This window comes from Rhodanobacter sp. DHB23 (assembly GCF_014842975.1).
Taxonomy (GTDB): Bacteria; Pseudomonadota; Gammaproteobacteria; order Xanthomonadales; family Rhodanobacteraceae; genus Rhodanobacter_A.
This window is the reverse complement of record NZ_JACYXK010000021.1, coordinates 117,023-143,160: the sequence shown is the minus strand read 5'-3', so window position 1 is coordinate 143,160 and position 26,138 is coordinate 117,023. Positions and strand designations below refer to the sequence as shown.

Here is a 26,138-nt window from a genome sequence, read left to right as displayed (position 1 = left end):
AGACCGAGATGGCCGAATTCGCCAGCTTCCGCGCGTTCTATCCCTACTACCTGGGTGAGCACGCCAACCGCCTGTGCCGGCGCTGGCATTTCATCGGCAGCACGCTGGTGCTGCTGATCCTGCTGCTGGCGGTCGCCAGCGGGCGGCTGGCGTGGTTGTGGCTGCTGCCGGTGGCCGGCTACGGCTGCGCGTGGATCGGCCACTTCGCCCACGAGAAGAACCGGCCGGCCACCTTCCGGCACCCGCTCTACAGCCTGATGGGCGACTGGGTGATGTATGCGCAGATGCTGCGGGGGAAGGTGAGTTTCTGAATGCGCGCAAGGGGCGCAGGCTCTAACATGCCGCGCATGTCCGAACCTGCCACTCTCCGCTTCCGCCCGGCCGTCGCGGCCGATGTTCCCGCCATCGTGGCCCTGGTCGAGTCCGCTTATCGCGGCGATTCCGGTCGTCGCGGCTGGACGACCGAATCCGATTTGCTGGGTGGCCAGCGTACGGACGCCGCCGATGTTTCAGTGCGATTGGATCAGCCGTACAGCGTGATTCTCCTGGCTGAGCGCGATGGCGTGCTGCTGGCTTGTTGCCACATCGAGCGGCAGGGTGACTCCGGCTACTTCGGTTTGTTTGCAGTGGATCCCTTGCAGCAGGGCGGTGGGCTGGGCAAGGCCGTGATGGCCGAGGCCGAGCGCATCGTGCGTGACGCGTGGGACTGCCGCGCGATGCATATGACGACGATCGTGCAGCGCGCCGAATTGATCGCCTTCTACGAGCGCCGCGGCTACCGCCGCACCGGCGAATTCCAGCCTTTCCCCTACGGCGACGAGCGTTTCGGCATCCCGCGGCGCGACGACCTGCGCTTCGAAGTGCTGCGCAAGGAGCTCGCATGAGCCTGGCGAGCGAAGGCTGGGTGCGCGTGGGTACGCGCGGCGAACTGCTGCCGGGCGAGTTCAGGGTGGTGTTCGACGGCGACACGCCCATCGCCGTGTACAACATCGACGGCGACCTCTACGCCGTCGAGGACGTCTGCACGCACGACGGCGGCGACCTCGCCGGCGGCGAGGTGCATGGTTTCGAGGTGGAATGCCCGCGCCACGGTGCGCGCTTCGACCTGCGCACGGGCGCGGTGACGTGCCCGCCGGCGTACGAGCCGATTGCCTGCTTCCCCGTGCGCGTGGAAGAGGGCGCGATCTGGACGCGCGACGACAGGTGAATGGTTGTTTTTGCGATCGTCCTTGATCGCTGAAATCAAACGGGCGGCCATCCCTGGCCGCACTTTTCAAAAGTGGTACACGAAGGCCACTGATTCGGATGGCTGGTTGCGCGAGCCGAACCGTGTCGCCAGCGGGCTGTTGCCGGCATCGCCCAGCAGGCGTTCCCAGTCCAGCGCCAGCGCGAGGCCGGTGTGCTGGCTGGTGGGCACGAACAGGTCGTATTCGAGCGTGGCCGACTGGCTGCCGGCGCCGGGGTGCCATGCGGGCACGGCCAGTGCGCCCGCCTGGGCGGGGCTGATGCCGAAGAAGCGGTTCATCGCCGCGCCGTTCATCGCCTGCCAGTGCAGCTCGAACGAATGCTGCAGCAGCCAGACTGGCGGCAGGTCCCACTCGCCGTAGACGTCGAGATAGGCGCCGGCGCCATCGATGTCGTGGCTGAGGTCGGTACCCACGTCGATCTGCCTGGTGAGCTGCCACTCCAGGTAGCCGCCCGCGGTGAGGCGCGGCGACAGCGGCGCGATCCTGCCGCGCAGCATGCCGAGGTCGCCGCTGTCGCGGCCCCACTGGTAGTCGCCGTAGAAGCCGCCGTGCAGCACCGGGCCGCCGATCAGGTCGAGTTGCAGTCCGTCCAGCGTGGACAGGCTGAGATGGTCGGGGATCTCGATGTCGACGTAGGGGATCGGCTGGTTGCGCGAGCCTTGCGCGCCGGGCCAGGCCGGCATGCGCTCCATGCCGGCGCCGAAGGCGTAGGTCGGCGGGTCGCCGTCGTCGGCACGGCAATGCCGCGCCCACGGCAGGCCGATGAGCAGACAGGCGGACAGGGCAAGGCGACGGAACAGGTCCGCAGGCAGGGATGGGCGGGTCATGGGGGCGGCAGCATAAGGGGCCGGGCGTACGATTTGCCGTGGTGCGGGGCTGCCGGCTTAGCCCCCGTTGGGGAAAGGGCGCCGAAAGGCAGGGTTTCTACCCTCGCTGTCATCGCTGATAGGTATGGATTCCCGATGTCCCCGTCCGGCTGGACCATTCTGTGTGATTTCGACGGCACCATTTCCGTCGAAGACGTGATCGACTCGCTGCTCGACCGCTTCGGCCGTCCCGGCTGGGAAGTGCTGGAGCAGGATTGGCGCGCCGGTCGCATCGGCTCGCGCGAGTGCATGTCGGGCCAGGTCGAGCTGCTGCAGATGACGCGCGCCGAGCTGGACGAGCACCTGCGCGAGCTGTGGATCGACCACGCCTTCCCGGGCTTCGTGGCCAAGGCGCGCGAACTCAACGTGCCGATCCGCATCGTCAGCGACGGCCTCGACTACGCGATCCACCAGATCTTGGGCCGCTACGGCCTGGACGACCTGCCGCTGGCCGCCAACCATCTTTCGCCCGCCACGCCGCCGAAGCAGTGGCAGCTCACCTCGCCGTTCCAGGCCGAGGGTTGCCGCAGCGGCACCTGCAAGTGCGCCTGCGTGGCGCAGGCCCGCACCACGGGCGCCAAGACCCTGCTGATCGGCGACGGCGCCTCGGATTTCTGCGCGGCCGACCGCGTGGACTTCGTGTTCGCCAAGCACCGCCTGATCGAGCACTGCCGCGCCGCCGGCATCCCGTACATGCCGATCACCGGCTTCGAGGACGCGCTGGAATACCTGCCGCGCCTGCTCGACGGCAGCCTGGTGCACCACGCGCGCTATCACGAAGCAGCGGCGGCCTGATCGGCCGCCTTGCTGTCTGCTGCATCCCTCAAGACCGTTCCCCGGAACCCGACCATGAACATCGACAAGAACGCCGTCGGTTTCATCGACGACGCGCAACTGCTCGCCGACGAGGCCAAGTACAGCTCCTTCGGCGACACCGTGCATTACGTGGACCCGCCGAAGATCTTCCGCCACGGCGAAGGCAGCTACATGTTCGACACGGCCGGCACGCCGTTCCTCGACCTGCAGATGTGGTACTCGGCGGTCAATTTCGGCTACGGCAACAAGCGCCTCAACGACGCGCTGAAGAAGCAGATCGACGTGCTGCCGCAGGTCGCCAGCCAGTACCTGCACCAGACCCGCATCGAGCTGGCCAAGACCATCGCGCTGGACGCGAAGAAGAAGTTCGGCCTCGACGGCCGCGTGCACTTCAACGTCGGCGGCGCGCAGGCGATCGAGGATTCGCTGAAGCTGGTGCGCAACGCCAGCAACGGCAAGAGCCTGATGTTCGCCTTCGAGGGCGGCTACCACGGCCGCACGCTGGGCGCCTCGTCGATCACTTCGAGCTACCGCTATCGCCGCCGCTTCGGCCATTTCGGCGAGCGCGCGATGTTCCTGCCGTTCCCGTATCCGTTCCGCCGCCCCAAGGGCATGACGGCTGAAGAGTATTCCGACAGCTGCGTGCGCCAGTTCGAGCGGCTGTTCGAGACCGAATACAACGGCGTGTGGGATCCCAAGACCGGCCAGTGCGAATACGCCGCGTTCTACGTCGAGCCGATCCAGGGCACCGGCGGCTACGTGTTGCCGCCGATGAATTTCTTCAAGGGCTTGAAGAAGGTCTTGGACAAGTACGGCATCCTGATGGTGTCGGACGAGATCCAGATGGGCTTCTGGCGCACCGGCAAGCTGTGGTCGATCGAGAATTTCGGCGTGACGCCGGACATCGTCGTGTTCGGCAAGGCGCTGACCAACGGTCTGAACCCGCTGTCCGGCCTGTGGGCACGCGAAGAGCTGATCAACCCGACCCTGTTCCCGCCGGGCTCCACCCACTCCACCTTCAACTCCAACCCGCTGGGCACCTCGCTGGGTCTGGAAGTGATCAAGATGGGCTACGAGCTGGACTACGAGACCACCGTGCCGAAGAAGGGCGCGCACTTCCTCGAAGGTCTGCGCGAGCTGCAGAAGAAGCACAAGGAAATCGGCGACGTCGACGGCCTCGGCCTCGCGCTGCGCGCCGAGATCTGCACCGACGACGGCTTCACGCCGAACAAGGCGCTGCTCGACAAGATGGTCGACATCGGCCTCGCCGGCGACCTGGAGCACAACGGCAAGAAGATCGGCCTCGTCCTCGACGTGGGCGGTTGGTACAAGAACGTGATCACGTTCGCGCCGTCGCTGGACATCACGCACGAAGAGATCGACCTGGCGATCTCGCTGCTGGACCAGTTGCTGACCAAGGCCAAGAAGGGCTGACCCCCGTCGCGCTTTGCGGACGAAAGGCCCGATGGGAAACCGTCGGGCCTTTTGCTTTTCGGCTCTTTGCTTTTTTCCCTCGCCCCCCCGAGGAGAAGGGCGGAGTGAGGAGCGGTGCTCGAGACGATCCCGATCTCCCCTCGCCCGCTTGCGGGAGAGGGGTTGGGGGAGAGGAGCTTTTGCTTCTGTACTCTCGCAAGTCTCAGGGCGGTTTCGTCGTGCGGCCTTGTCGACCACGTCCCACCGCCGGTGCTCCGGAAAAGCAGGCGCGCATCCTGCGCGCTAGAGGCAAAGCGTCACGATGCGGGTCAGGCTTAATTGCCCGTCCCTTTTCCGGCAATAAGGGCTATTTGTTGCAGGTCGTTCGACCCGAACGGCTTGAGGCGCCGCCCGGGCAAAGTTTCCTTAGCTGATCAAGCAGTAGTTCGCGCTGACGCCGGTTTTCCGCGAAGCGATCCCGCCAGTCACTCTTGAACGCGGCAATTTCCCGCTGCCTTGCGTGATCGTCGGTGACGTTCGCCATGCGTACCCTGAGCAGGGCCTGCGCCCTGTCGCGTTGCGCATCCAGTTGGCGTTCTCGTTCGGTGAGTCTGCGAATGCCCTGCATCAAGGCCGCCGGGCTGTTCCCCGTTGCGCTGTCGTCCGACTGGGTATCGCGAACGGCTAACTTGCCCTCGTCGGGTTTGACCGTCGAGCACGGTTGATCGCGGTAAACCGCGCTTCCGTTGACCATGCATTTGTAGATGTCGCCAGCGCTTGCCGTCGGTACGCAAGCCAGCCCGAGTGCCAGGACCAACCATCCAAGTGGTGCTCTCATCACGCACTTCCTCCCTGGGGCGCACTCGTCCGAGTGTGCCCAACAGGAAAGTTCGCCGCAAGCAATCAGCGTGGCTGATGGCGCGTCGTGATCAATCCTGTGGCCGGCTCCAGCCGGCAGGATCGGCGCTTGAGCAAAGTCTTCGCGTGCAGGGAAAAAGTTTCAAAGGCAGCGAGCCGTGGGCTGCTGTTTCGCTTTGGCTATTTTCTCTTGGCTACTGTATGGACCGGAGACATAGGTAACAGGTGTGCCAGGACATGGGTTGCACCTCGGCAGGTGCACGAAACCGCTTTGGAACTTGCGAAAACGCGGAGTGGGAGCCCCTCTCCGCGAGCCCCTTTCCCGCGTACGGGAGAGGGGCGGAAGGCGGGATTACGGAGCCCGTTTCAACGCCAGCACGGCGTTCAACCCGCCAAACGCGAACGAATTGCTGAGCACCGCCCGCACCGGCATCTCGCGCGCCGTGTTCGGCACGTAATCGAGATCGCAGGCGGGATCGGGCTTGTCCAGGTTGGCGGTGGGCGGCACCACGTTCTCGCGCAGCGCGCCGATCGCGGCCACCAGCTCCAGCGCACCGGAGGCGCCCAGCGCATGGCCGTGCATGGATTTGGTGGACGACACCGCGAGCTTGTCGGCATGCGCGCCGAAGGCGAGGCGGATCGCGCGCGTCTCGGTGCTGTCGTTGGCCTGGGTGCCGGTGCCGTGGGCGTTGATGTAGTCCACGTCCTCGGGATTCAGCCCGGCCTCGGCGAGCGCCTGGCGCATCGCGGAGGCGGCGCCGTCGGCGCTGGGCATCACGATGTCGCTGGCGTCCGCGCTCATGCCGGTGCCGGCGAGTTCGGCGAGGATGGTGGCGCCGCGCGCCCGCGCGTGCTCCAGCGATTCCAGCACGAAGATGCCGGCGCCTTCGCCCAGCACCAGGCCGCGGCGGTTCGCGCTGAATGGGCGGCAGGTGTCGTCGGACAGCACGCGCATCGCTTCCCAGGCGCGCAGCGCGCCGTAGCTGAGGCAGGCCTCGGTGCCGCCGGTGACGGCCGCGTCGACCATGCCGTAGCGGATCATCTGCGCCGCCTGGATCACCGCGTGGTTGGCCGAGGCGCAGGCGCTGGCCACCGCATAGGTGGCGCCGCGCAGCCCGTAGGCGATGCTGATCTGGCTGGCCGAGGCGTTGGTCATCAGCCGCACGATGGTGAGCGGATGGGTGCGGCTGGCCTTTTCCGCGTAAAGCCGGCGGCTCTGTTCGTCCTGGGTGGTCTCGCCGCCCACGCCGGTGCCCACGATCACCGCGGTGCGCAGGCCCAGGCCGTCGCGGCTGAAGTCGATGCCCGAATGCGCGATCGCCTCGCGCGCCGCGTGCAGCGCGAATTCCGAGGTGCGGTCGAGCAGGGGCAGGGTGCGTTCGTCGATGCCGGTGGCCGGGTCGAAGCTGTCCGGCACCTGCGCGGCGATCTTCACGCGCAGCACCTCGCTGTCCTTGTGGCGCAGCGGGCCGATCGCACTGCGTCCTTCGCTCAGGCCGTGCCACAGCGCCCGGGCGCCCACGCCCTGCGGGCTGATCGCGCCCATGCCGGTGATGACGACGCGGCGGGTCTCGATGGTGGGCATTACTGGCCGCCTTCGCCTTCGGCGGCCTTCTCGTCCAGCGCCTTCTGCACGGCGTCGACCAGGCTCTGCGCGGTGTCGCTGTCGAAGTTGGCGCCCTGCTGTTCCGGGAAGTGGATGTCGAAGTGCTCCTCGATGTCGAAGATCAGCTCGATGGCCTCCAGCGAGGCGACGCCCAGATCCTTCAGCGTGGACTCGGGCGTGACGTTCGCCACGTCGACCTTGGCCTGCTTGGCGATGATCTCGAACACTTGCTGCTGGGTCGTTCCGGTCATGACGGGATCCTTGGTGGCGGGCGACAATGGAAGGCCGGTGCAAGGTGTGCCGGCCAAGCTTGGCCCGTACAGTCTAGGCAAACTCGCTTACTCATGCCTTTCATTTCGCAACTCGAACCGGGCGCGCTGCTGGCGGCATTCATGGCGCAGCCGCCGATCGGCTTCACGGCCGGGTATTCGCCGCAGGGCATGCCGGGCTTCGTGGCGCCGTTCGACCTGCTGACCACGGCGGACGACGAACTGCGCAGGCGCGTGGCCGGGCTGCCGCTGTACCGGTACTGGAGCCGCCTGCTGCGCTGGCGCACCCGCTTCGCCGGCAGCACGGTGACCGAATACGCGCCGCTGCCGCAGGACGTGTCGCCGGCCGGGTTGGCGCGAGGCTTGAAGGCCGCCTGGGGTCGCGAGTGCAAGCTGCTCATCGTGAAGGACATCGCGCAGGATTCGCCGCTGCTGAGCGACGCGGAGAACGCCTGCGCCCGCGCCTTCGCCGAGGCCTGCGCGGCCGAGGGCTTCGTGCTGCTGGAGGGGCAGGCGCTGGCCTGGGTGCCGATCGACTTCGCCTCGGACGACGAGTATCTGGCGAAGCTCAGCTACAGCCGCCGGAAGAACATCCGCCGCAAGCTGCGTTCGCGCGCCGACCTCGACATCGAGGTCGTGCGCACCGGCGACGTGCGCTTCCGCGACGAGGCCGTGCTGGCCGCGTACTACGCGCTGTTCGACAACGTGTACGCGCAAAGCGAGATCCACTTCGATCGCCTGAGCCTGGATTACTTCCGCCTGCTGCTGCAGGACGCGGGCAGCGGCGGCGTGGTGTTCGTCTACCGCCACGAAGGCAGGCTGATCGGCTGGAACCTCTGCTACGAACACGGCGGCAAGCTGGTCGACAAATACATCGGCTTCGCCTATCCCGAGGCGCGCGAGCACAACCTGTACTTCGTGAGCTGGATGCACAACCTGGGCTATGCGAGCGAACGCGGGCTGACACACTACGTGGCCGGCTGGACCGACCCGGAAGTGAAATCCTTCCTCGGCGCCAGCATGACCTTCACCCGCCATGCGGTGTACGCACGCAATCCCCTGCTGCGCGCGCTGCTGCGCAGGCTGGGCGGGCATTTCGAGAGCGACCGCAGCTGGCAGGAATCCGCGGAGAAGGACGATGAGTGATTTCCCTGTCGCCCATTGCTTGCCCCGACCTTTCCTGGTGAATCCCTCTCCCTCCGGGAGAGGGTGCCGACCTGCAGGCGCTGGAGCGCCGGCGGAACGGCGAAGCCGGCCCCGCAGGGGTGAGTCGCCATGGATGGCGCGAATCCAGGCGGGCGAGGGTTCGGGCAGAGCGCAGCATTCCGCACTGGCCGAACCCTCACCCCAACCCCTCTCCCGGCGGGAGAGGGGCTATGCATCGAGGTGCCCATGAACGCCTCCGCGCATCGCCCGGTAGTGCTCGACATCGACAGCTCGGTAGGCCCACTGCCCGACGGCCTCGTGCTGCCGCTGGCCGAATGGCAGGAAGCGATCCGCTTCGGTTGTTCGCTCGCCACCATGCGCCGCTTCCGTGCCTTGCTGGACGCGCAGTTGCCCGCGCAGTACGGCACCGTGTTCACCGGCTCGGGCGACTTCCACCACCTCAGCTGGCCGCTGATCGCGCGGCTCAAGCCGGCCACGTCCATCCAGGTGGTGGTACTGGACAACCACCCCGACAACATGCGCTTCCCGTTCGGCGTGCACTGCGGCTCCTGGGTACGCCGCGTGGCCGCGCTGCCCTTCGTGGACCACGTGCACGTGCTGGGCATCACCTCGCACGACATCGGTGCCGGCCATGCGTGGGAGAACTACCTCACGCCGCTGCTGCGCGGCAAGCTCACGTACTGGAGCATGGGCGTGGACACCGCCTGGTCGCGCCGGCTGGGCATCGCGCGCGCGTTCCGCGGCTTCGACACGCCGGACGCGCTGGTCGATGCCTTCGTCGGGCACCAGCGCACGCAAACCCTGCCCACCTACCTCACCATCGACAAGGACGCGTTCGCGCCCGAGGTGGCGCGCACCAACTGGGACCAGGGCCGCCTGCAGCTCGACCACGCGCTGGCGTTGATCGGCAGCCTGCGCAACGGGCTGGCCGGCAGCGACATCAACGGCGAGGTCTCGCACTACCGCTACAGCACGTGGTGGAAGCGCAGGCTCTCCGCGATGGACGAGCAGCCCGAGATCGATCCCGCGCTGGTCGCCGGCTGGCAGGCGCAGCAGCATGCGTTGAACCTCGGGCTGCTTGGCGCCATCGCCGAGCGCGGCGGCTGATTCCGCCTGCGCGAAGGCGTGCGCGTTGACGGGCGCGCCGGGTTTGGCTGAAGTACGCGGACCATGGAGAGGCCATGGACAGGCGTTCGGGGAAAGTCATGAAACACGTGCTTTTCTGGCTGTTCGGGATGCTGGTGCCGGCTTTTGCGGGGACGGCGCAGGCCGCGGCCTGCACGATGCCCACGCAGGCGGCGCGGGTGGCGGTGCCGGGCCATCCTTTCTCGGCCTTGTCCAGCGCCGATGGTTGCTGGGCGTTCGTGTCGCTCACCATCGATCGCCAGCATGGCGCGGTGGCCGTGCTGCGCAACCAGGGTGGCACGTTCCAGCTGGATCACACCGTGCCGATGCCCGCGCCGGCCTACGGGGAATCGCTGTCGCACGACGGCAGATTGCTGGCCGTCGCCGAACGCAAGGGTGCGGACGTGTTCGACGTGGCCCAGCTGGAAAACGCGCAGGGCCATCCGCTGCTGGGCGAGTTGAGCGACGGCATGGGTTCGCAGGCGGTCTATGCACTGGTCAGCAACGATGGTCGCCTGCTCTTCGTCAGCCAGGAACTCGCGCATGCGATCAGCGTGTTCGATCTCGCGAAGGCGGCCGGCAGCGGCTTTCGCGGGGACGCGCTGGCGGGGCGCATTCCGCTGGCGCCGGCGCCCGTCGGCCTGGCGCAATCGCCGGATGGCCAATGGTTGTACGCCACCAGCGAAATCGCCCCGCGCACCGCCGGCCTGGATGCGACATGCACGCCGGAGACGAAGGACGAGCGGATGCATCCGCCCGGTTTGCTGTTCCGCATCGACGTCGCCAAGGTCGCCAGCGCGCCGCGCAAGGCCGTGCAGTCGGTGGTGGCGGCCGGTTGCAATCCGGTGCGGGTGGCCGTGGCTCCTGCGGGTGACACCATCTGGGTGACCGCGCGCGGCAGCGGCGCGCTGCTGGAGTTCCGTGCCGGCGACCTGCTGTCGGCATCCGGCAGGTCCGCTTACGCGAGCTTCGCCATCGGCACCAGTCCGGTGGGCGTGGCGGTGCGGCCGGATGGCAGGCAGGTGTGGGCGGCCCTGTCTTCGCGTTTCGGCGCCGCGGCGGCCGGACAGGTGGCCGGACTCACGCTGGTGGATGGCGTGCCGAAGCAGATGCTGACGGCGGCGGCTTCCGGGTTCCCGCGCGAGGTGTCGTTCCTGCCGGATGGACGTACCTTGATGGCTACGTTGTACGACGATGCCAAGGTCGAGCTGATACCTACGCCGCCTTGAACGCGCGATCCGGTACGGCGTGGTTTCAGCGTGCGGTGGCTTCCAGCACGCCGCAGACCGCATCCATGTCCGCATCCGTCAGCCACGCGCTGTTGCCGATGGTGAGGCTGCGCGCGGCGAAGTCGCGGGCGTTCGGCACGCCGGCGGCGGGCACGATGCCGCGCAGGTAGGCGTAGTCGGGCAGGGCGTGGATGAACAGGCGGCTCACGCCCAGGCCAGCCTGCCAGAGCTGTTCCAGCGCGGCGTCGCGACGGCGCTGGTCGGGCAGCAGCAGCATGAAGAACGGCCATGTGCCGTGCGTGCCGGCGGGGTCGTCCAGCACGTCGACGCCGGGGATGGCACGCAGGCGCGGGAGGTAGCGCTGCGCACGCGCCGTGCATTGTTCGATGAAAGCGGGCAGTCGCGCGGCCGCGTGCGCGCCGACGGCTTGCCGCCAGCGACCCACCGCATGCAGCGGCAGCGGCAGCGAGAAATCGTCGCCTACCGCGGCCACCGGATCGCCACGACGCAGCGCGCTGCGCAGCGGGTTGCCGTAGGCGAGGCGCAGGCCGCGCGGGCGATACAGCGCGGCGTAGCCCAGCAGTTCCGTGCTGCGGCGGAGTTCCCAGCCAGGCTTGAACGGCGCGATGCGCCTGGCGGTGTGCGCCAGCCGGTCGCGCAGTCCGGGATCGCGCGCGACGAGCAGGCCGCCCTCGTAGATCGACAGGCCCTTGCCCGCGGCGAGGCTGAAGAAGCCGAGGTCGCCGGCCAGGCCCACGCTGCCGCCGTCGCGCCGCGCGCCCAGCGCCTGCGCGGCATCCTCGATGACGTGGGCGCCCACGTTGTTGGCCACGGCCAGCGCATCGTCCACGTCGGCCACGCGGCCGGCGAGGTGGGTGGGCAGGATCGCCAGCGTGCGCTCGTCGCAGGCTGCGCGCAGCGCGTGCGGATCCATGTCGTAGTGGCCGGGACGCAGGTCGCACGGCACGGCTTCCAATCCGGCCTGGTGCACGGCCAGCGGCACCAGCGGGCAGGTGTAGGCGGGCATCACCACGCGGCGGCGCGCGGGCTTGAGTTCGCGCAGCGCGGCCAGCGCGATCAGCAGCGCGGCGGTGCCGGAGCAGGTGAGCGCCAGCGGCGGCGTGCCGAGTTGCGCCGCGACGTCGGCGGCCAGCGAGGCCCTGCCGGGACGCAGATCGGCCAGCGTCAGTGGCAGGCCGGCGGTGGGGGGCAGTTCGTGGCGGCGACTGGGCGGCATGCGCGGGCCTGGAGCAGGCTCTCTCAGGTCTCGCCTGCTTCCGGCACGTGCTCGCGGCTCTCGGCGAAACCGAGGCAGACGATGCCGGCGACGATGGCGATGGCGCCCAGCACGTGCGGCAACCTGAGCGGCTCGTTGAACAGCCAGATCGACAGCAGCATCACCGACACCACCTCCAGGTGCGAGGCGGCGAAGGCGGGGCCGATCGGCGCGTGCTTGAGCAGGGTCATCCACGTGAAGAACGCGCCGACGTAGCCGATCACGGCGCCGTAGACCCACGGCTTGCCGAACAGGCGCAGCAGCCATGCGACGTTGAATTCCACCGGCAGCGCGTGCATGCCGGCGTACTTGAAGCTGATCGCGCCGACCGAGTCGAACATCACCAGGATCAGGAAACCGATCAGGTAGAACCAGCCGCGCTTCATCCGCCGACTCCCACGATCAGCACGCCCAGCGTCACCAGCAGGATGCCGGCCACGCGCATGCGGGTGAGCTTCTCGCCGAACAGGAAATGCCCGGCCACCATGATCGCCACGATGTTGATCGAGCCGAGCAGGATCGCCTCGGAGAGGTGCAGCAGCGAGAGGAAGGCGATCCAGATCAGGAACTCGATCACGTAGCTGGCGATGCCCAGCCAGATCCACGGCCGCCGCGCCATGTACAGCCAGCGGGCCAACCCGTCGCCGGCCGCGGGATCGCCGGCAGCGGCCTTGAAGGCGAGCTGGCCGCCGGTGTCGAGCACCACGTTCAACACCCACAGCAGGGCGACGAGCGGAGTGATGGAACCCGTCGGCATCAGAGCCGGCCCATGGCTTCCAGGCGCTTCGCGCCGGGAGCTGTTTGCGCGCAGGCCAAGGAAGAGCGAGGAAGTGGACGTCTGTCCACGACCGAGTGATGACGCAGGGATGCGGGCAAACAGCCCCGGCCCTGCGGGTTGTCACCGAGTGGCCGCCATGCGGCAGCGCGTGGCTTGACCTGACGGCCAGTCAGGCCAGCGCCACGCCCTACCACCTGACGGCCACTCGATGACAACGCGATGCACTTGGAAGCCATGGGCAGGCTCTCAGGCGGCAACGCGCTGGCAGATGTCGGCCGCGGCGACGCGGTCGAAGAACGCGGCGGAGCGCTCGATCAGGGTGCGGCGTTCCTTGTCGATGGTGATCATGTGGTAGCTGTCGTCCAGCAACAGCAGTTCGACCGGGGCGCTCACCTCGCGCATCACCAGCTCGGCGTTCTTCACGCTGGCCACGTCGTCCTCGCTGGCGTGCGCCACCAGGCAGGGCGCGGTGACCTGTGAAAGCTGGCGGCGCACCGTGGCCGACAGTTCGTACATCTCGGCCAGCGAATACCACGGGTTGCCGGGCAGGCCGGCGGCGGCGCTGTCGCCGCCCAGCATCGCGGCGCTGACCTGCGCGCGCAGGCGCTCGTCGCGGATGCCGTAGGGCGGCTGCTCCATGAAGCTGCGGTGGCGGCCGATGCCTAGCTTCTTCAGCAGCGGCAGCATGAAGGACATGCGCGCCATGCGCGGGATGCCCCAGCCGTCGTAGCGGAAGGTGGCGCCGTACACGCCCACGCCGGCGATCTGGCCGGGGCGGTCGGCGGCGAGCTTGAGCGAGAGCAGGGCGCCCATCGACAGGCCGCCCACGAACAGGTGGTCCACCTTTTCGCGCAGCGCGTCGGCGGCCTGCTCCACGCTGGCGTACCAGTCGCGCCAGCCGGTGGCGAGCAGGTCGTCGGCGTTGCCGCAGTGGCCGGCCAGCTGCATGCCGTGCACGGTGTAGCCGGCGCGGTTCAGGCCCTTGCCGAGCAGCTTCATTTCCATCGGCGTGCCGGTGAGGCCGTGGATCAGCAGCACGCCGCTGCGGCCGCCTTCGAAGAAGAAATCGGTCTGTTGGATCACGTGGGGTACCCGGGGGAAATCAGGCCGCAGTGGCGGCACTTCACCGGGACAGGGTGGCAGGAGGCGGTTTCTTCAGTCTTTCGGGGGCTTTTCGCAGGCGAGGAGTGCCTTGGGGCGCTTGCCGGCGCCCCGGGCACGTTGCGCGTAGCGCCTCAGCGGTACTTCTGGTGGCAGTCCTGGCAAGCCTCGCCCACGGGCTTGAGCGCCGTGGTCAGTGCCGCACAGGTGGCGGGCGCGGCGGCGACGGCCTGCTGCAGGGCGGTCTGCAGCTTGTTCGCGTCGTCGCTGAAGCCCGGCTCGGCGATGCCGAACGTGGGCACGATGTCGGTGGCGGTGGACTGCAGGCGCAGCAGGTGCTGCCGGATCTTCGCCACGTCGCACTGCTGCGACTTCACCGCCCGTTTCAGCTCGCCCGCGTGGTAGCCCAGCGTGTGCATCACCGCCTTGGGCATGGGGTTGCGTGCGGCGAGCGCATTCATCACTTGGGACGTGCCGATCACGCCGATGGCGAGGCCGAGCAGGATCAGGAGCGCTGCACGCATTGCGGTGATTCCATGGGGGAGACGGGCGAGCATAACCCGGCCGGCGATAGAATCCCGCGTCCTGCAGCAAGGTGACCGTCCATGAGCGACATCGCATTCCCCCACGAACGCTTCGCCGGCGTCGAGCGCCTGTACGGCATCGGCAGCGTGGCGAAGCTGGCGCAGCGCCATGTCTGCGTGGTGGGCGTCGGTGGCGTGGGGTCGTGGGCGGCCGAGGCGCTGGCGCGCACCGGAGTGGGGCGACTCACCTTGATCGATGCCGACGAGGTCTGCGTATCCAACACCAACCGGCAGATGCACGCACTGGACGGCGAGTTCGGCAAGCCCAAGGTGGGCGTGATGGCGGCGCGGCTGCACGCGATCAACCCGGCCCTGCGGCTGGAGGGCATCGAGCGTTTCCTCACCACCTCCACCCTGGACGAACTGCTGGATCGCGGCTACGACGCGGTGCTGGATGCCTGCGATGCGTTCCGCGTGAAGCTGGAGATGATCGCGTGGTGCCGCCGCCGCAAGCTGCCCATCGTCAGCGTGGGCTCGGCCGGCGGGCGCACCGATCCCACCCAGATCCGCGTGCGCGACCTGTCGCGCACCGAGCACGACGCGATGTTCAGCCTGATCCGCAAGAAGCTCCGCACGGACTTCAACTTTCCGCGCAACCCGGACCGCTACTTCGGCGTGTCGGCGGTCTATTCGCTGCAGAACGTGCAGTACCCGCAGCCCGACGGCAGCGTGTGCGGCAACCGCCCGCCCGGCGGCGACGCCTTGAACCTCGCTTGCGGCGGCGGCCTGGGCGCGGCGACGCACGTCACCGGCGCGTTCGCGTTCGCGGCGGTGGGCAAGGTGATCGAGAAGCTGCTGGCGGAACGCGAGGGCTGATCTTCGCCGGCAGGGTCAGGCGTCGCCGCGCCCGTCCGCCAGCCACTTGTACATCACGTGGGCATCGACCAGGCCGGCCTGCGGATGGCGGAATGCCCGCGGCAGCGTGCCCACGATGTCGAAGCCGTGCTTCTGCCACAGGCGGACGGCGCCGCGGTTGGTCGAGACCACGAAGTTGAACTGCATCGCCAGGAAGCCCATGGCCAGCGCCATGGCCTGGGAGTGTCCGCACATCAGCGAGGCGATGCCCTGGCCGCGCGCCGCCTCCGGCACCAGGTAGCCGCAGTTGCACACGTGCGCGCCCTGGCCGGGCTGGTTGGGCTTGAGGTAGTACGAGCCGACGATGGCGCCGGATCCGTCGCAGGCCACGAAGGTGGACCGTGGCGCCTCGATCCACAGGGCGAAGACCTCGCCCTCGCCGGCATCGGGCGGGCAGGTGTAGGTGTCGCCCCTGGCGAAGACAGCGTGGAGCAACGGCCATAGCGATGGCCAGTCGGATGCCTCGAAAGGGCGGATCGATACGGTCACGGCAGTCGGGCGTCCGCTTCCTGGAGGTCGGCCCCGGCCGACTTGTCCGGGGCGCGAGTGCGGTTGCCGCCCGCCTTCTTGGCCTGGTACATGGCGCGGTCGGCGGCCCTGCCCAGTTGCTCGCTGGTTTCGCCGTCCAGCGGGAACGTGGCCACGCCGATGCTGGCCGAGATGCGGATCATCTGGCCCTGCAGCAGGAAGGTCTGGGTCAGCGTGGTGCGGATCCGTTCCGCGATTTCCACGGCGTGCCCGGGTGCCGCCAGCGTGTCGAGCAGCACGACGAACTCGTCGCCGCCGATGCGCGCCGCGGTGTCGTGCTCGCGCAGGCAACCGCGGATGCGGGCGGCCACTTCGCACAGCAGCAGGTCGCCGACGGCGTGGCCGTGCAGGTCGTTGACCTGCTTGAAACCGTCCAGGTCGATGTAGAGCAGGGCCGCCAGCGTCTTCGCGCGCGAGGCATTGCCCAGCGTGGCCTGCAGGCGGTTGCGGAACAGGGTGCGGTTGGGCAGGTCGGTGAGCGGGTCGTGCAGGGCGAGGTGGTGCAGCTGGACCTGGTCCTGCTTGCGTTCGATCACCGCGCCCAGCTGGGTGGCGACGAACTCCAGCAGCTCGGTGTCGGCCTTGCCGTAGCCGGCGTCGCCCTGGCGCTCCACCACCAGCGCCCCGATCGGGCTTTCCTTCGCGTACAGCGGCACGCCCAGCCAGTGCGAACCGCCGGTGGCCGATTGCACCACCTGGTTGCCGCGGATCACCTCGGCGGCAAGGCTGCCGGCGGTGGGCGGCGCTCCGCCGCCGCAGGCCGCATACGGGACATCCAACTGGCCATCCGCCGGATTGCGCAGGGCGACGACGAAGCTGGCCATGGGCAGGATGTCGCCGACGATCCGGTGCACCTGGCCGAACACGGTCGACAGATCCTGCGCCGCATGCGCCGTCTCGGAGATTGCGTGCAGCGCCAGCCGCATCGATTCGGCGCGCTTGAGTTCGGTGATGTCGCGGGCGACGGCGATCCGCAGCCGGTCCTCCCCGGACCAGCGCGCCGACCACATGATGTGCACGACCTGCCCGTCCTTGCGCACGTAGCGGTTCTGGAAGTTGGAGGCGTGCTTGCCGTCCATGATCGCCGCGGCGGTGCGCAGCGTGAGCTCGCGGTCCTCGGGGTGCACCAGCTCGAGCATCTGCCGGCCGATCACCTCCGCGGGGGCGTAGCCGAAGATGCGCTCGAAAGCGGCGCTGACGAAGACATAGTGCCCCTCCGCGTCAACCACGCAGACGGCATCCAGCAGCAGGTCGAGGATCTTGTCCAGTGGAGTGGAGGCAGGTGTTTCCATCAGGTCCCGGCGCGTCGCGCTGTTCGTGTCGGAAACGGAAAGCACGGGGCGTGCCACGGGCCGGCGCCGGATCGCGGCGGGGGCAGGCCGAAGCGGGCCTGCCCCGTGCCGGCAGCGCGGCCATCACCAACCCATGTAATGCCCGCCGTTGATGGCGAGGTTCGCGCCGGTGATCCATGCCGCCTCGTCGCCGGTGAAGAAGGCCACGGCGTGGGCGATCTCGTCGGGGCGGCCGAGGCGGCCCACCGGGATCTGCGCCACGATCTTCGCGCGCACGTCCTCCGGCACGGCCATCACCATGTCGGTGCCCACGTAACCGGGCGAGACGGTGTTGACGGTGATGCCGAACTTGGCGTTTTCCTGCGCCAGCGAGATGGTGAAACCGTGCATGCCGGCCTTGGCGGCGGCGTAGTTGGCCTGGCCGTACTGGCCCTTCTGGCCGTTGATCGAGCTGATCTGCACGATGCGGCCCCACTTGCGCTCGCGCATGCCGTCGATCACCTGGCGGGTGACGTTGAAGCAGGCGTTGAGGTTGGTGTTGATCACGTCCGTCCACTGCTGGTAGCTCATCTTGTGGAAGGTGGTGTCGCGGGTGATGCCGGCGTTGTTGACCAGGATGTCCACCGGGCCGATCTTGCCGGCGATCTCCTGGATCATCGCCTCGCAGGAGGCGGGCTCGGAGACGTCGCCGGCCACCATGCACACCTCGATGCCTTCGTCGGCCATGGCCTTGCACCAGGCATCGGCCTTCTCCGCGTTGCGGTAGTTGGTGGCGACCCGATGCCCCTGCCGGGCGAGGTAGCGCACGATGGCGCTGCCGATGCCGCCCGTGCCGCCGGTGACCAAAGCCGTGCGTTGCGTCATGTCGAGTCTCCTTGGGGATGGTGGCGGGCGCATGGCGCGACGGTCGGCGACCGGCGTTGGCCCACCGGGGATTTATAACGGTTCAGATGACAAAGCAACCGCTGCGCTGCGGCATGCGCGCGGGATCGAAGCGGCGCAGGGCGGCAGCCAGCATTCCCGGCGCATCGGCGGCATCCGTCGGCACCGGCTGGCCGAGGAAATCCAGCGCGCGGCGCAGCGCCGGCAGCGGGTCGGCGGGATCGACCGGCAGGGCCTGCGCCGACTTGGACAGCTTGCGCCCCTGCGCGTCCAGCGCCAGCGGCAGGTGCAGGTAGCGCGGCGTGGGCAGGCCGAGCAGGCGCTGCAGGTGGATCTGCCGCGGCGTGGAGTCGAGCAGGTCGCAGCCGCGCACCACCTCGGTGATGCCCTGGTGGGCGTCGTCCACCACGCAGGCCAGCTGGTAGGAATACAGGCCCTCGACGCGGCGTATCACGAAGTCGCCGGCGGTTTCGCGCAGGTTCTGTCGTTGCGGCCCCTGCAAGACGTCGTCGAAGGCGATCTCGATGTCCGGCGTGCGCAGCCGCCACGCGGGTTCGCGGTCCGGGTCGGGCGGGCTGGTGCAACGGCCGTCGCGATGCAGCCCGCTGGCGGCCAGTCCGCTGCGGCTGCACCAGCAAGGGAAGACCGCGTCGAGTGCGCGCAGCCGGGCGAAGGCGGCGGCGTAGGCATCACTGCGCTGCGACTGCCGCAGCACCGGCCCGTCGGCGACGAGGCCGAACGCCGGCAGCGCGGCGAGGATGGCGTCAGCCGAGCCGGCAACCTCGCGCGGCGGGTCGATGTCTTCCATGCGCAACAGCCAGCGGCCGCCGGCGTGCCGCGCGCACAGCCAGCTGCCCACGGCGGCGACCAGCGAGCCGAAATGCAGCAGGCCGGTGGGCGAGGGGGCGAAGCGTCCGCGGTAGTCCATCCGCGGCAGTCTGCCTGTCCGCCAACCCGCTGGCGAGTGGGGCACGCGCTTGAAAACCTCCGGCCGTGCCTACACTCATCGCCAGGATTGACTGCCACATAGAGACAGCCATGCGCCGCATCCTCCTGTTCCTCGGTACCAACCTCGCCGTCCTGTTCCTGCTGAGCATCGTCTGCCACCTGCTCGGGGTGGACCAGATGCAGGCCGCCCAGGGTTTCGGCGGCAGCACGGGCCTGCTGATCTACGCCGCGGTGTTCGGCATGGGCGGCGCCTTCATCTCGCTGGCCATGTCGAAGTGGATGGCCAAGATGTCGACTGGCGCCCGCGTGATCGAACAGCCGGCGAACGAGGCCGAGCGCTGGCTGCTGGACACCGTGCGCCACCACGCGCAGAACGCCGGCATCGGCATGCCCGAGGTGGCGATCTACGACGCGCCGGAAATGAACGCGTTCGCCACCGGCATGACGAAGAACAGCTCGATGGTCGCGGTGAGCACCGGCCTGTTGCAGCAGATGGACCGCGAGCAGGTCGCCGCCGTGCTCGGCCACGAAGTCGGCCACGTCGCCAATGGCGACATGGTGACCATGACCCTGATCCAGGGCGTGCTGAACACGCTGGTGATCCTCGCCGCGCGCGTGGTGGGCCGGCTGGTGGACAGCTGGCTGTCCGGCGGCCGCGACGACAACCGCGGCGGCAGCGGCATCGGCTACTTCGTCACCGTGATGGTGCTGCAGCTGGTGTTCGGCCTGTTCGCCTCGATGATCGTGATGGCGTTCTCGCGCTGGCGCGAGTTCCACGCCGATGCCGCCGGCGCGAAGCTGGCCGGCCGCGGCGCGATGATCTCCGCGCTGCAGCGGCTCAAGGGCGACCACGGCGAGAACACCCTGCCGAAGACGCTGGCCGCGTTCGGCATTTCCGATCGCATGGGCAGCGGCTTGCAGCGCCTGTTCCTGAGTCACCCGCCGCTGGACGAGCGCATCGCGGCGCTGCAGAACGCCTCGCCGCACGCCTGACAAGCTTGCTAGTCTGCCGTCCGCATGGTGCCAGAGGGGGTGCGCGTCGTGAATAAAGTCGGGGTTTTGTTTGCTGGGGCCGGGTTCGCCCTTGTGGCGATCGGTGCACGTGGGATCGTCACCAAGAGTCTGACTGACGGATGGCGTATTGGCCCGAAAACCACCTACACGGGAAGCGCTGCCGTCTGGGCGGGCGTCGCCTACATCATCGGTGGATTGCTGTTCATCTGGCTTGGCATCAAGGTCTATGGGTGACCGTCATGATGCCGGGCTCCTGCTGGCGACCTGCAACGTGACCACGTGAAAATCAGGTCGATATCCTTTTAACGCTACTTTTTGAAATCCTGCCTCCATGACCACTACCGAAACCCGCAAATTCGAAGCCGAAGTCGCCCAGGTGCTGCACCTGGTCACCCACTCGCTGTACTCGCACAAGGAAATCTTCCTGCGCGAGCTGATCTCCAACGCTTCCGACGCCTGCGACAAGCTGCGCTTCGAGGCGCTGGGCAAGCCCGAGCTGCTGGCCGGCGACGGCGAGCTGCATATCGACGTGAGCTGGGACGAGGCCGCGCGCACCATCACCGTGCGTGACAACGGCATCGGCATGACGCGCGACGAAGTGGTGGCGAACATCGGCACCATCGCCAGCTCGGGCACGCGCCGTTTCCTGGAAGCGATGAGCGGCGAGCAGAAGGCCGACGCACGCCTGATCGGCCAGTTCGGCGTGGGCTTCTATTCCGCCTTCGTGGTGGCCGACAAGGTCACCGTGCTGACCCGCCGCGCCGACGCACCGGCGGGCGAGGGCGTGAAGTGGGAAAGCGACGGCAAGGGCGAGTACGCGCTGGAGCAGGTCGAGCTGGCCGAGCGCGGCACCGCGGTGATCCTGCACCTGAAGACCGACGAAGACGAGTTCCTCAAGCCCTGGCAGCTGAAGTCGCTGATCCGCAAGTATTCCGACCATGTCGCCTTTCCGATCCGCGTGCCCAAGGAAGAGGACGGCAAGCCCACCGACGAATGGGAAACCGTCAACGACGCCTCGGCGCTGTGGACCAGGCCGAAGTCCGAGATTTCCGATGCGGACTACGTCAGCTTCTACAAGTCGCTGGGCCACGACTTCAACGACCCGCTGGCCTGGACGCACAACCGCGTCGAGGGCAGCCAGAGCTTCACCACGCTGCTGTACATCCCGTCGCAGCCGCCGTTCGACCTGATGATGGGCGGCCGCGACGAACGCAAGGGCCTGAAGCTCTACATCAAGCGCGTCTTCATCATGGACGCGGCCGAGGAGCTGCTGCCGAACTACCTGCGCTTCGTGCGCGGCGTGGTGGACGCCGACGACCTGCCGCTCAACGTCAGCCGCGAGATCCTGCAGCACAACCGCCAGCTGGAGCGCATCAAGGCCGCCTGCGTGAAGCGCGTGCTGGACCTGATCGAGAAGCTGGCCAAGGACGAGCCGGAGAAGTTCGCCACCTTCTGCAAGGCCTTCGGCAACACGCTGAAGGAAGGCATCAGCGAAGACACGGCGAATCGCGAGCGCATCGCCAGGCTGCTGCGCTTCGCCTCCACCAAGGGCGAGGGCGCGAAGCAGGTGGTGTCGCTGGACGACTACATCGGCCGCATGGCGGTGGGCCAGGACGCGATCTGGTACATCACCGCCGACAGCTACGCCGCCGCCGCCGGCAGCCCGCAGCTCGAGGCGTTCCGCGCCAAGGGCATCGAGGTGCTCTTGATGTTCGACCGCATCGACGAATGGATGGTCGGTTACCTGGGCGAATACGAAGGCAAGAAACTACGCAACGTCGCCAAGGGCGAGCTGCCGCTGGACGAGGCCGACAAGAAGAAGCAGGAAGAAGCGACGAAGGAAGCCGAGCCGCTGCTGAAGAAGCTCAAGGAACTGCTGGGCGATCGCGTGGGCGACGTGAAGGTCTCCGCGCGCCTCACCGATTCGCCGTCCTGCCTCGCGCTCAGCGATTACGAGATGGCGCCGCACCTCGCGCGCCTGCTGCGCGAAGCCGGCCAGGAGTTGCCCGAGAGCAAGCCCACGCTGGAGGTCAATCCGCAGCATGCGCTGCTCAAGCGCGTCGAAGGCGAGGCGGACGAGGGCAAGGCGAAGGACCTGGCCACGCTGCTGCTGGAGCAGGCGGAGATCGCCGCCGGTGCGCAACTGGCCGATCCCGCCGCTTTCGTGCAACGCATGAACCGGGTGCTGCTGGGCGGCTGAGCCCGCGGGTTTCCGCGTGCCCCACGAAAAAGCCCGTCGCTTGCGACGGGCTTTTTCGTGGCCATCTTCCCTGGCGGGTACCCGGGGCCGCTCCCGGCGATCTTGTCCCGTGCCCGTGCCTACCGGCTGCGGGGCTGCGCAGGGGCGGACGCGCCGGAGCTGCTGTATGCCGTGTTCCGGATCACGGGCATGGCGGCTGGCGACGGTCGCTCGTTGCCCTTGTAGCTCGGCCGATAACCGTCGCGATAACGCTCCAGGGGCAGGAAATGCCCGCCGTGGGGGAGGAAGTCGCGGCTGGCCAGCGCAAGGCGGTCGCCATCGAGATGCACCCAGTACCATTCGCCCGCCGGCACGGGCCTGGTCGAGACATAGGTGAAATGGGCGTCGTAGTTGCCTGCGCCATCCGGTTTGGCCTGCAGCACCACGTTCATCACGAACTGGCTCGCTATCGGCTTGCCGTGCTTGTCGGTGGCGGGGGCGTGGATCATCTCGCCCAGGTTGGCATCCAGCAGGCGGGCCATCTTCGGCGGAAGCGAGTAGGCCGGCGAAGCCTCGGTGACCTTGCCGTGGCTGTCCACCTGCATCAGCACGGGCTCGAGCCGGTGGGGGAACTGGTTGAGCGACATCGTGTCGTTGGCGATGGCGCCGGTGCTGCCCAGCAGCGCAACGACCGCGACGGAAAGCAATTGCGTACGCATGTCCTTCTCCTTGTGACAGTGGGTATGACCTGTCTACGCCGCGTCCATGGCCGGGTCAAGTGAAGGAAAGTTCATGCCCCGGATGGCGCGACGCCAGCCGTGGTTCCTCACGTTTCGACGACTTTTCTTCGCCGCGGCTTCTTCTCCGTGGCCACCAGCAACTGCTGCAGGTAGGCGATGCCTTCTTCCTCGGGGAAGAAGGCCACCACGTCGGCCACGCTGAGCTGGTGGCGCTCGCGCAGGGCGAGGAATTCCTCGCGGGCAAGGGCGATGCGTGCCGCTTCGGCGGCCTTCTTGCCCAAGGGTCTGGCTTTCGGCTCGGGCCGGGGTTCCGGCTCCGGCGCGGGCTTGCCCTGGTCGAGCGCGGAAAGCTCGGCCTGGAACTGGCGGAAATCGTAAGGCTTTGAATTCATGGTGCAGGCATGGGTGGAGCGGGGACGGGCCATTTTCGCACGTTGGCACGTCGCGCGACGGGCTTCCGGCGGTGGCGGGGATCGCGTCTAATGCGGCGCTGGTTCCCGCGAAGCCCGCTCGATGAGTGCCTTGCTGCTGCTGTTCGTCTGTCTGGCCCTGGGCGCGGCGGTGCGCCGCTTCGCGCAACCGCCGGCGGGCATCATGCATGGCTTGAACTGGTGGGTGCTCAACATCGCGCTGCCGGCCCTGGTGCTGGAGCTGATCCCCAGGCTGAAGCCCGACGCGCGGCTGTGGTTCCCGGTGGCGGCGACCTGGGTCGCCTTCTTCGGTGCATGGCTGCTGTTCGCGTGGCTGGGGCGGCGGCGGGGCTGGTCGCGCGGACGCATCGGGGCGCTGGTGCTGGTATGCGGCTTCGGCAACACCTCGTTCATGGGCTACCCGATGCTGCAGGCGCTGCACGGGCAGGCGGGCCTGGCGCTGGCCGTGGTGGCCGACCAGCTCGGCTGCTTCCCGCTGCTGGCCTCGGCCGGCGTGCTGGTGGCCGGCGTCTACGCGGGGCGCGCCGCCGATCCGCGGCAGATCGCGCGCCGGATCCTGGTCTTCCCCGCCTTCCTCGCCTTGCTGGTGGGCGTGCTGGCCGGGATGCTGGGCGGCTGGCCGGCTTCGCTCGCGGGCGTGTTCCATTCGCTGGGTGGCACGCTCACGCCGCTGGCGCTGTTCTCGGTGGGCTTGCAGTTCCGCCTGCAGGCGATCCGCCACCAGTCCGGCCTGGTGGCGTGCGGGCTGGGCTGGAAACTGCTGCTGGCGCCGGCGCTGTGCTGGCTGCTGGGCATGGCCACCGGCGTGGATGGCCTGGTGCTGACCACGGGCGTGTTGCAGGCGGCGATGGCGCCGATGATTTCCGCGGCCATCCTCGCCGACGAGTACGACCTGGAGCCGGAGCTGGCGAACACCGTGCTGGGTGCCGGCATCGTGCTGTCGCTGCTCACGGTGCCGCTGCTGAACCTGTGGCTGCCCGCCGGCTGAGCCGCGGCAGGGATGCCAGTCCCGCCGTGCCGCACTGCCGGTCGCGGACACGGCGACGCCGGCCAGGTCGAGCCGCAGGGAGTCCGGCGGTCGGCCATGGCGAGACTCGCGCGGATCGGGAGCGATAATGCCGGCGATGAAAGCACCGCATGACGACCCTCCGACCGAAGTGCGCGCCGACGTGTGGCTGTGGGCGGCGCGCTTCTTCAAGACGCGCAGCCTCGCCAAGCAGGCCATCGACGGCGGCAGGATCGACGTCAACGACGCAGGCTGCAAACCGGCGAAAGCCCTGCGCGTGGGCGACGTGCTGAAGATCGGCCGCGGCGAGGAAAGGCTGGAAGTCGAAGTGCTGGCACTGGCCGACAAGCGCGGCCCGGCCAGCGTGGCGCAGGCGCTGTACCACGAGAGCGAGGCGAGCCGCCTGGCGCGCGAAGCGTGGCGCGAGCAGCGCCGACTGGTGGGCGTGCAGGCACCGCCCCGGCGCCCGGACAAGCACGCGCGCCGTGAACTGCGTCGCTTAAAGGACGATCCGGGCGGCTCCTGAGCGATCCGTGAGCAGTGCATCGCAGATTGCCCGGATGATCTGCCCCACCATGCGCCAACGTCGGTACGCGCCCAGGCGCGATCCCTAACCCGACGGGCAAGGGGAGCATCGCGATGAACGGCATGGGTTTCTTCAAGCGTTGGCTGGGTGGCGGCGAAGGCTTGGCACAGCGGCCGGAGGCCCGGCGGCAGGCGCCGCAGGGCACGCGCATGCTGGTGGTGGACGACTCGCCCACGATCTGCGCGGTGCTCGGCCGCATGCTGGAGCAGGACGGCTACGCGGTGCAGAAGGCCGCCGACGGCGAAAGCGCGCTGGAACTGGCCAAGGCCGAGGCACCCGAGCTGATCTTCCTCGACATCGTGCTGCCGGGCATCAACGGCTTCGCCGTGCTGCGCGCGCTGCGCCACGATCCGCGCACCGCGCATGTCCCCATCGTGATGATCAGCGGCAACCCGCAGGCCACCGAGCAGTTCTACGCGCAACGCTTCGGCGCCGACGACTTCGTCAAGAAGCCGTTCGGTCGCAACGATATCGTCGCCAGCATCGACCAACTGGTCCGTTCGGGGCGGCTGCCGGTGCGCGAGGTCGCGCTCGGGCACGTGCCTGCGCAGGACCTGCGCCAGGCTGTCCACGGTGCGGGCCTGGCCAGCCTGGCCACCTGAGCGCCGGCGGTCTTTCGACAGGGGCTTTCCTTCTCTGCAGCGAAAAGCCCGGGAGCACGAGCTCCCGGGTTTTTTCTTGCCGGGCCATCGCCATCGTGCTCCTGCCTGGTCGCCCCGTTCGGGCGCGAAGGCATGGAGTCACGCGACGGCGGGCGCTCAGTGCTTCTGCTTGTAGATATGGCGGCTGTTGCTGTTTTCGGAGTGGTTGAGGTTCTTTTTTTCCTGCTTGGTCAGGTGGCCGTTGTGCTTGGCCTGGTCCACGCTTTCGCGACGGGCGATGTTCGCGTCGTGGGTTTCGTCGCGGGCGGCCTGCGCCTGCGTCATCGTGCCGTTCTTCAGGCCGTTGTCGATGCGCTTCTGCTGGTTGTTGAGGCGGTTGTTGACCTCGTTGACGCGCGGGTGGCCCGGCACGTCGGTCTGCGGCGCGGTCTGCGCCACCGCCTGGCCGCACAGCATGGCGGCACCGATGGCGAGGCCGAACAGGGCAATCTTCGACTTTGCATTCATGGCAATTTTTCCTTCGAGTGAGCGGATTTCATGGGTTGGGATCCGCCGCTTCGCCGTTGCCGGGGAAAGCAGCATGCATGCGTTGAGCGGGCCAGCGCCTTCGCTGCCTGGCCGATGATCTCCTCCCGCGTCCTGCCTCATCGGGTGCCCTTGACTCACGCAGTTGCCGGTAACGAGCCATGGAAATCCGTGTTGACAGTCACTGCCGGTGAAGATTTTGTTCGGTTCAGCTT

31 protein-coding genes are annotated in these 26,138 nt (G+C 68.2%); 15 read left to right on the top strand and 16 right to left on the bottom strand.

Going from position 1 to position 26,138, the window contains the following annotated elements; translation table 11 throughout:
- The first annotated feature begins 8 nt into the window (after nucleotides 1-8).
- The 3 genes from IHE47_RS04480 to IHE47_RS04470 are packed head-to-tail and all read left to right on the top strand — an operon-like array spanning nucleotide 9 to nucleotide 1,207.
- A complete protein-coding gene (locus tag IHE47_RS04480) occupies nucleotides 9-311 on the top strand; it encodes a DUF962 domain-containing protein (protein WP_192104670.1) in 303 nt (100 codons plus the stop codon).
- 36 nt (nucleotides 312-347) lie between these two features.
- Nucleotides 348-884 (top strand): GNAT family N-acetyltransferase, encoded by a 537-nt coding sequence (locus IHE47_RS04475; protein ID WP_192104731.1) that lies wholly within the window; start codon nucleotides 348-350, stop codon nucleotides 882-884.
- Complete coding sequence (locus IHE47_RS04470; RefSeq protein WP_192104669.1) at nucleotides 881-1,207, top strand: non-heme iron oxygenase ferredoxin subunit; 327 nt, start codon at nucleotides 881-883, stop codon at nucleotides 1,205-1,207. Before IHE47_RS04475 ends, IHE47_RS04470 begins: the two co-directional genes overlap by 4 nt.
- A 66-nt stretch (nucleotides 1,208-1,273) precedes the next feature.
- On the opposite strand, the gene IHE47_RS04465 is transcribed toward IHE47_RS04470, so the two are convergent.
- Nucleotides 1,274-2,074 (bottom strand): MipA/OmpV family protein, encoded by an 801-nt coding sequence (locus tag IHE47_RS04465; RefSeq protein WP_192104668.1) that lies wholly within the window; start codon nucleotides 2,072-2,074, stop codon nucleotides 1,274-1,276.
- Between the two features lie 135 nt (nucleotides 2,075-2,209).
- On the opposite strand from IHE47_RS04465, the gene IHE47_RS04460 reads away from it, so the two are divergent.
- On the top strand, nucleotides 2,210-2,908 hold the full coding sequence (locus IHE47_RS04460; RefSeq protein WP_192104667.1) for an MtnX-like HAD-IB family phosphatase: 699 nt from the start codon (nucleotides 2,210-2,212) through the stop codon (nucleotides 2,906-2,908).
- Nucleotides 2,909-2,962: 54 nt separating this feature from the next.
- On the top strand, nucleotides 2,963-4,363 hold the full coding sequence (locus IHE47_RS04455; protein ID WP_192104666.1) for an aminotransferase class III-fold pyridoxal phosphate-dependent enzyme: 1,401 nt from the start codon (nucleotides 2,963-2,965) through the stop codon (nucleotides 4,361-4,363).
- A 346-nt stretch (nucleotides 4,364-4,709) separates the two neighbouring features.
- On the opposite strand, the gene IHE47_RS04450 is transcribed toward IHE47_RS04455, so the two are convergent.
- The 3 genes from IHE47_RS04450 to IHE47_RS04440 all read right to left on the bottom strand — a co-directional run bounded on the left by IHE47_RS04450 (nucleotide 4,710) and on the right by IHE47_RS04440 (nucleotide 7,057).
- On the bottom strand, nucleotides 4,710-5,180 hold the full coding sequence (locus tag IHE47_RS04450) for a hypothetical protein (protein ID WP_192104665.1): 471 nt from the start codon (nucleotides 5,178-5,180) through the stop codon (nucleotides 4,710-4,712).
- A 372-nt stretch (nucleotides 5,181-5,552) separates the two neighbouring features.
- Nucleotides 5,553-6,785 (bottom strand): beta-ketoacyl-[acyl-carrier-protein] synthase family protein, encoded by a 1,233-nt coding sequence (locus IHE47_RS04445; RefSeq protein WP_192104664.1) that lies wholly within the window; start codon nucleotides 6,783-6,785, stop codon nucleotides 5,553-5,555.
- Nucleotides 6,785-7,057, bottom strand: a complete 273-nt coding sequence (locus tag IHE47_RS04440; RefSeq protein WP_192104663.1) for a phosphopantetheine-binding protein — start codon at nucleotides 7,055-7,057, stop codon at nucleotides 6,785-6,787. The genes IHE47_RS04445 and IHE47_RS04440 overlap by 1 nt, the downstream gene beginning before the upstream one ends.
- A 93-nt stretch (nucleotides 7,058-7,150) precedes the next feature.
- On the opposite strand from IHE47_RS04440, the gene IHE47_RS04435 reads away from it, so the two are divergent.
- From IHE47_RS04435 to IHE47_RS04425, 3 genes are all read left to right on the top strand, one after another.
- Nucleotides 7,151-8,221, top strand: coding sequence for a GNAT family N-acetyltransferase (locus tag IHE47_RS04435; RefSeq protein WP_192104661.1), 1,071 nt, complete (start codon nucleotides 7,151-7,153; stop codon nucleotides 8,219-8,221).
- Between the two features lie 246 nt (nucleotides 8,222-8,467).
- Entirely contained in the window at nucleotides 8,468-9,349 is an 882-nt protein-coding gene (locus IHE47_RS04430; RefSeq protein ID WP_192104659.1) for a hypothetical protein, read from the top strand.
- Nucleotides 9,350-9,447: 98 nt separating this feature from the next.
- The gene (locus tag IHE47_RS04425; RefSeq protein WP_192104657.1) at nucleotides 9,448-10,596 is read left to right on the top strand and encodes a hypothetical protein; all 1,149 of its coding nucleotides are present in this window, start codon (nucleotides 9,448-9,450) and stop codon (nucleotides 10,594-10,596) included.
- Nucleotides 10,597-10,621: 25 nt separating this feature from the next.
- Here the strand turns inward: IHE47_RS04425 and IHE47_RS04420 are convergent, their stop codons facing one another.
- The 5 genes from IHE47_RS04420 to IHE47_RS04400 all read right to left on the bottom strand — a co-directional run bounded on the left by IHE47_RS04420 (nucleotide 10,622) and on the right by IHE47_RS04400 (nucleotide 14,275).
- The gene (locus tag IHE47_RS04420; RefSeq protein WP_192104655.1) at nucleotides 10,622-11,833 is read right to left on the bottom strand and encodes a DegT/DnrJ/EryC1/StrS family aminotransferase; all 1,212 of its coding nucleotides are present in this window, start codon (nucleotides 11,831-11,833) and stop codon (nucleotides 10,622-10,624) included.
- A 23-nt stretch (nucleotides 11,834-11,856) separates the two neighbouring features.
- Nucleotides 11,857-12,258, bottom strand: coding sequence for an EamA family transporter (locus IHE47_RS04415; protein WP_192104653.1), 402 nt, complete (start codon nucleotides 12,256-12,258; stop codon nucleotides 11,857-11,859).
- The gene (locus IHE47_RS04410) at nucleotides 12,255-12,629 is read right to left on the bottom strand and encodes an EamA family transporter (RefSeq protein ID WP_192104651.1); all 375 of its coding nucleotides are present in this window, start codon (nucleotides 12,627-12,629) and stop codon (nucleotides 12,255-12,257) included. Before IHE47_RS04410 ends, IHE47_RS04415 begins: the two co-directional genes overlap by 4 nt.
- 267 nt (nucleotides 12,630-12,896) lie before the next feature.
- Nucleotides 12,897-13,733, bottom strand: coding sequence for an alpha/beta fold hydrolase (locus tag IHE47_RS04405; RefSeq protein ID WP_192104649.1), 837 nt, complete (start codon nucleotides 13,731-13,733; stop codon nucleotides 12,897-12,899).
- 152 nt (nucleotides 13,734-13,885) lie between these two features.
- Complete coding sequence (locus tag IHE47_RS04400) at nucleotides 13,886-14,275, bottom strand: cytochrome c (protein WP_192104647.1); 390 nt, start codon at nucleotides 14,273-14,275, stop codon at nucleotides 13,886-13,888.
- A gap of 81 nt (nucleotides 14,276-14,356) precedes the next feature.
- Between IHE47_RS04400 and IHE47_RS04395 the strand changes: the two genes are divergently transcribed.
- The gene (locus tag IHE47_RS04395) at nucleotides 14,357-15,151 is read left to right on the top strand and encodes a tRNA threonylcarbamoyladenosine dehydratase (protein WP_192104645.1); all 795 of its coding nucleotides are present in this window, start codon (nucleotides 14,357-14,359) and stop codon (nucleotides 15,149-15,151) included.
- Nucleotides 15,152-15,166: 15 nt separating this feature from the next.
- On the opposite strand, the gene IHE47_RS04390 is transcribed toward IHE47_RS04395, so the two are convergent.
- The 4 genes from IHE47_RS04390 to gluQRS form a co-directional block, all read right to left on the bottom strand.
- Nucleotides 15,167-15,625, bottom strand: coding sequence for a GNAT family protein (locus IHE47_RS04390; protein WP_225561616.1), 459 nt, complete (start codon nucleotides 15,623-15,625; stop codon nucleotides 15,167-15,169).
- 50 nt (nucleotides 15,626-15,675) lie between these two features.
- Entirely contained in the window at nucleotides 15,676-17,010 is a 1,335-nt protein-coding gene (locus IHE47_RS04385; RefSeq protein WP_192104641.1) for a GGDEF domain-containing protein, read from the bottom strand.
- A 123-nt stretch (nucleotides 17,011-17,133) separates the two neighbouring features.
- A complete protein-coding gene (gene phbB, locus IHE47_RS04380; protein ID WP_192104635.1) occupies nucleotides 17,134-17,874 on the bottom strand; it encodes an acetoacetyl-CoA reductase in 741 nt (246 codons plus the stop codon).
- An 82-nt stretch (nucleotides 17,875-17,956) separates the two neighbouring features.
- A complete protein-coding gene (gene gluQRS, locus IHE47_RS04375) occupies nucleotides 17,957-18,820 on the bottom strand; it encodes a tRNA glutamyl-Q(34) synthetase GluQRS (protein ID WP_192104632.1) in 864 nt (287 codons plus the stop codon).
- A gap of 110 nt (nucleotides 18,821-18,930) precedes the next feature.
- Here gluQRS and htpX point away from each other — a divergent pair, with 110 nt between their 5' ends.
- From htpX to htpG, 3 genes are all read left to right on the top strand, one after another.
- Nucleotides 18,931-19,833, top strand: a complete 903-nt coding sequence (htpX, locus tag IHE47_RS04370) for a protease HtpX (RefSeq protein ID WP_192104630.1) — start codon at nucleotides 18,931-18,933, stop codon at nucleotides 19,831-19,833.
- 48 nt (nucleotides 19,834-19,881) lie between these two features.
- Nucleotides 19,882-20,088, top strand: coding sequence for a hypothetical protein (locus IHE47_RS04365; protein WP_192104628.1), 207 nt, complete (start codon nucleotides 19,882-19,884; stop codon nucleotides 20,086-20,088).
- Nucleotides 20,089-20,185: 97 nt separating this feature from the next.
- Nucleotides 20,186-22,054 (top strand): molecular chaperone HtpG, encoded by a 1,869-nt coding sequence (gene htpG, locus IHE47_RS04360; RefSeq protein WP_192104627.1) that lies wholly within the window; start codon nucleotides 20,186-20,188, stop codon nucleotides 22,052-22,054.
- 119 nt (nucleotides 22,055-22,173) lie between these two features.
- Here htpG and IHE47_RS04355 read toward each other — a convergent pair whose 3' ends face one another.
- On the bottom strand, nucleotides 22,174-22,752 hold the full coding sequence (locus IHE47_RS04355) for a hypothetical protein (protein ID WP_192104625.1): 579 nt from the start codon (nucleotides 22,750-22,752) through the stop codon (nucleotides 22,174-22,176).
- 107 nt (nucleotides 22,753-22,859) lie between these two features.
- Complete coding sequence (locus IHE47_RS04350; RefSeq protein WP_192104623.1) at nucleotides 22,860-23,165, bottom strand: 2-hydroxyacyl-CoA dehydratase; 306 nt, start codon at nucleotides 23,163-23,165, stop codon at nucleotides 22,860-22,862.
- A gap of 121 nt (nucleotides 23,166-23,286) precedes the next feature.
- On the opposite strand from IHE47_RS04350, the gene IHE47_RS04345 reads away from it, so the two are divergent.
- The 3 genes from IHE47_RS04345 to IHE47_RS04335 all read left to right on the top strand — a co-directional run bounded on the left by IHE47_RS04345 (nucleotide 23,287) and on the right by IHE47_RS04335 (nucleotide 25,398).
- Entirely contained in the window at nucleotides 23,287-24,192 is a 906-nt protein-coding gene (locus IHE47_RS04345) for an AEC family transporter (RefSeq protein WP_192104621.1), read from the top strand.
- A gap of 136 nt (nucleotides 24,193-24,328) precedes the next feature.
- Nucleotides 24,329-24,736 (top strand): RNA-binding S4 domain-containing protein, encoded by a 408-nt coding sequence (locus tag IHE47_RS04340; RefSeq protein WP_192104619.1) that lies wholly within the window; start codon nucleotides 24,329-24,331, stop codon nucleotides 24,734-24,736.
- A gap of 113 nt (nucleotides 24,737-24,849) precedes the next feature.
- Nucleotides 24,850-25,398, top strand: coding sequence for a response regulator (locus tag IHE47_RS04335; RefSeq protein WP_192104617.1), 549 nt, complete (start codon nucleotides 24,850-24,852; stop codon nucleotides 25,396-25,398).
- Between the two features lie 156 nt (nucleotides 25,399-25,554).
- Here the strand turns inward: IHE47_RS04335 and IHE47_RS04330 are convergent, their stop codons facing one another.
- Complete coding sequence (locus tag IHE47_RS04330) at nucleotides 25,555-25,905, bottom strand: hypothetical protein (protein ID WP_192104615.1); 351 nt, start codon at nucleotides 25,903-25,905, stop codon at nucleotides 25,555-25,557.
- Nucleotides 25,906-26,138 lie beyond the last annotated feature (233 nt).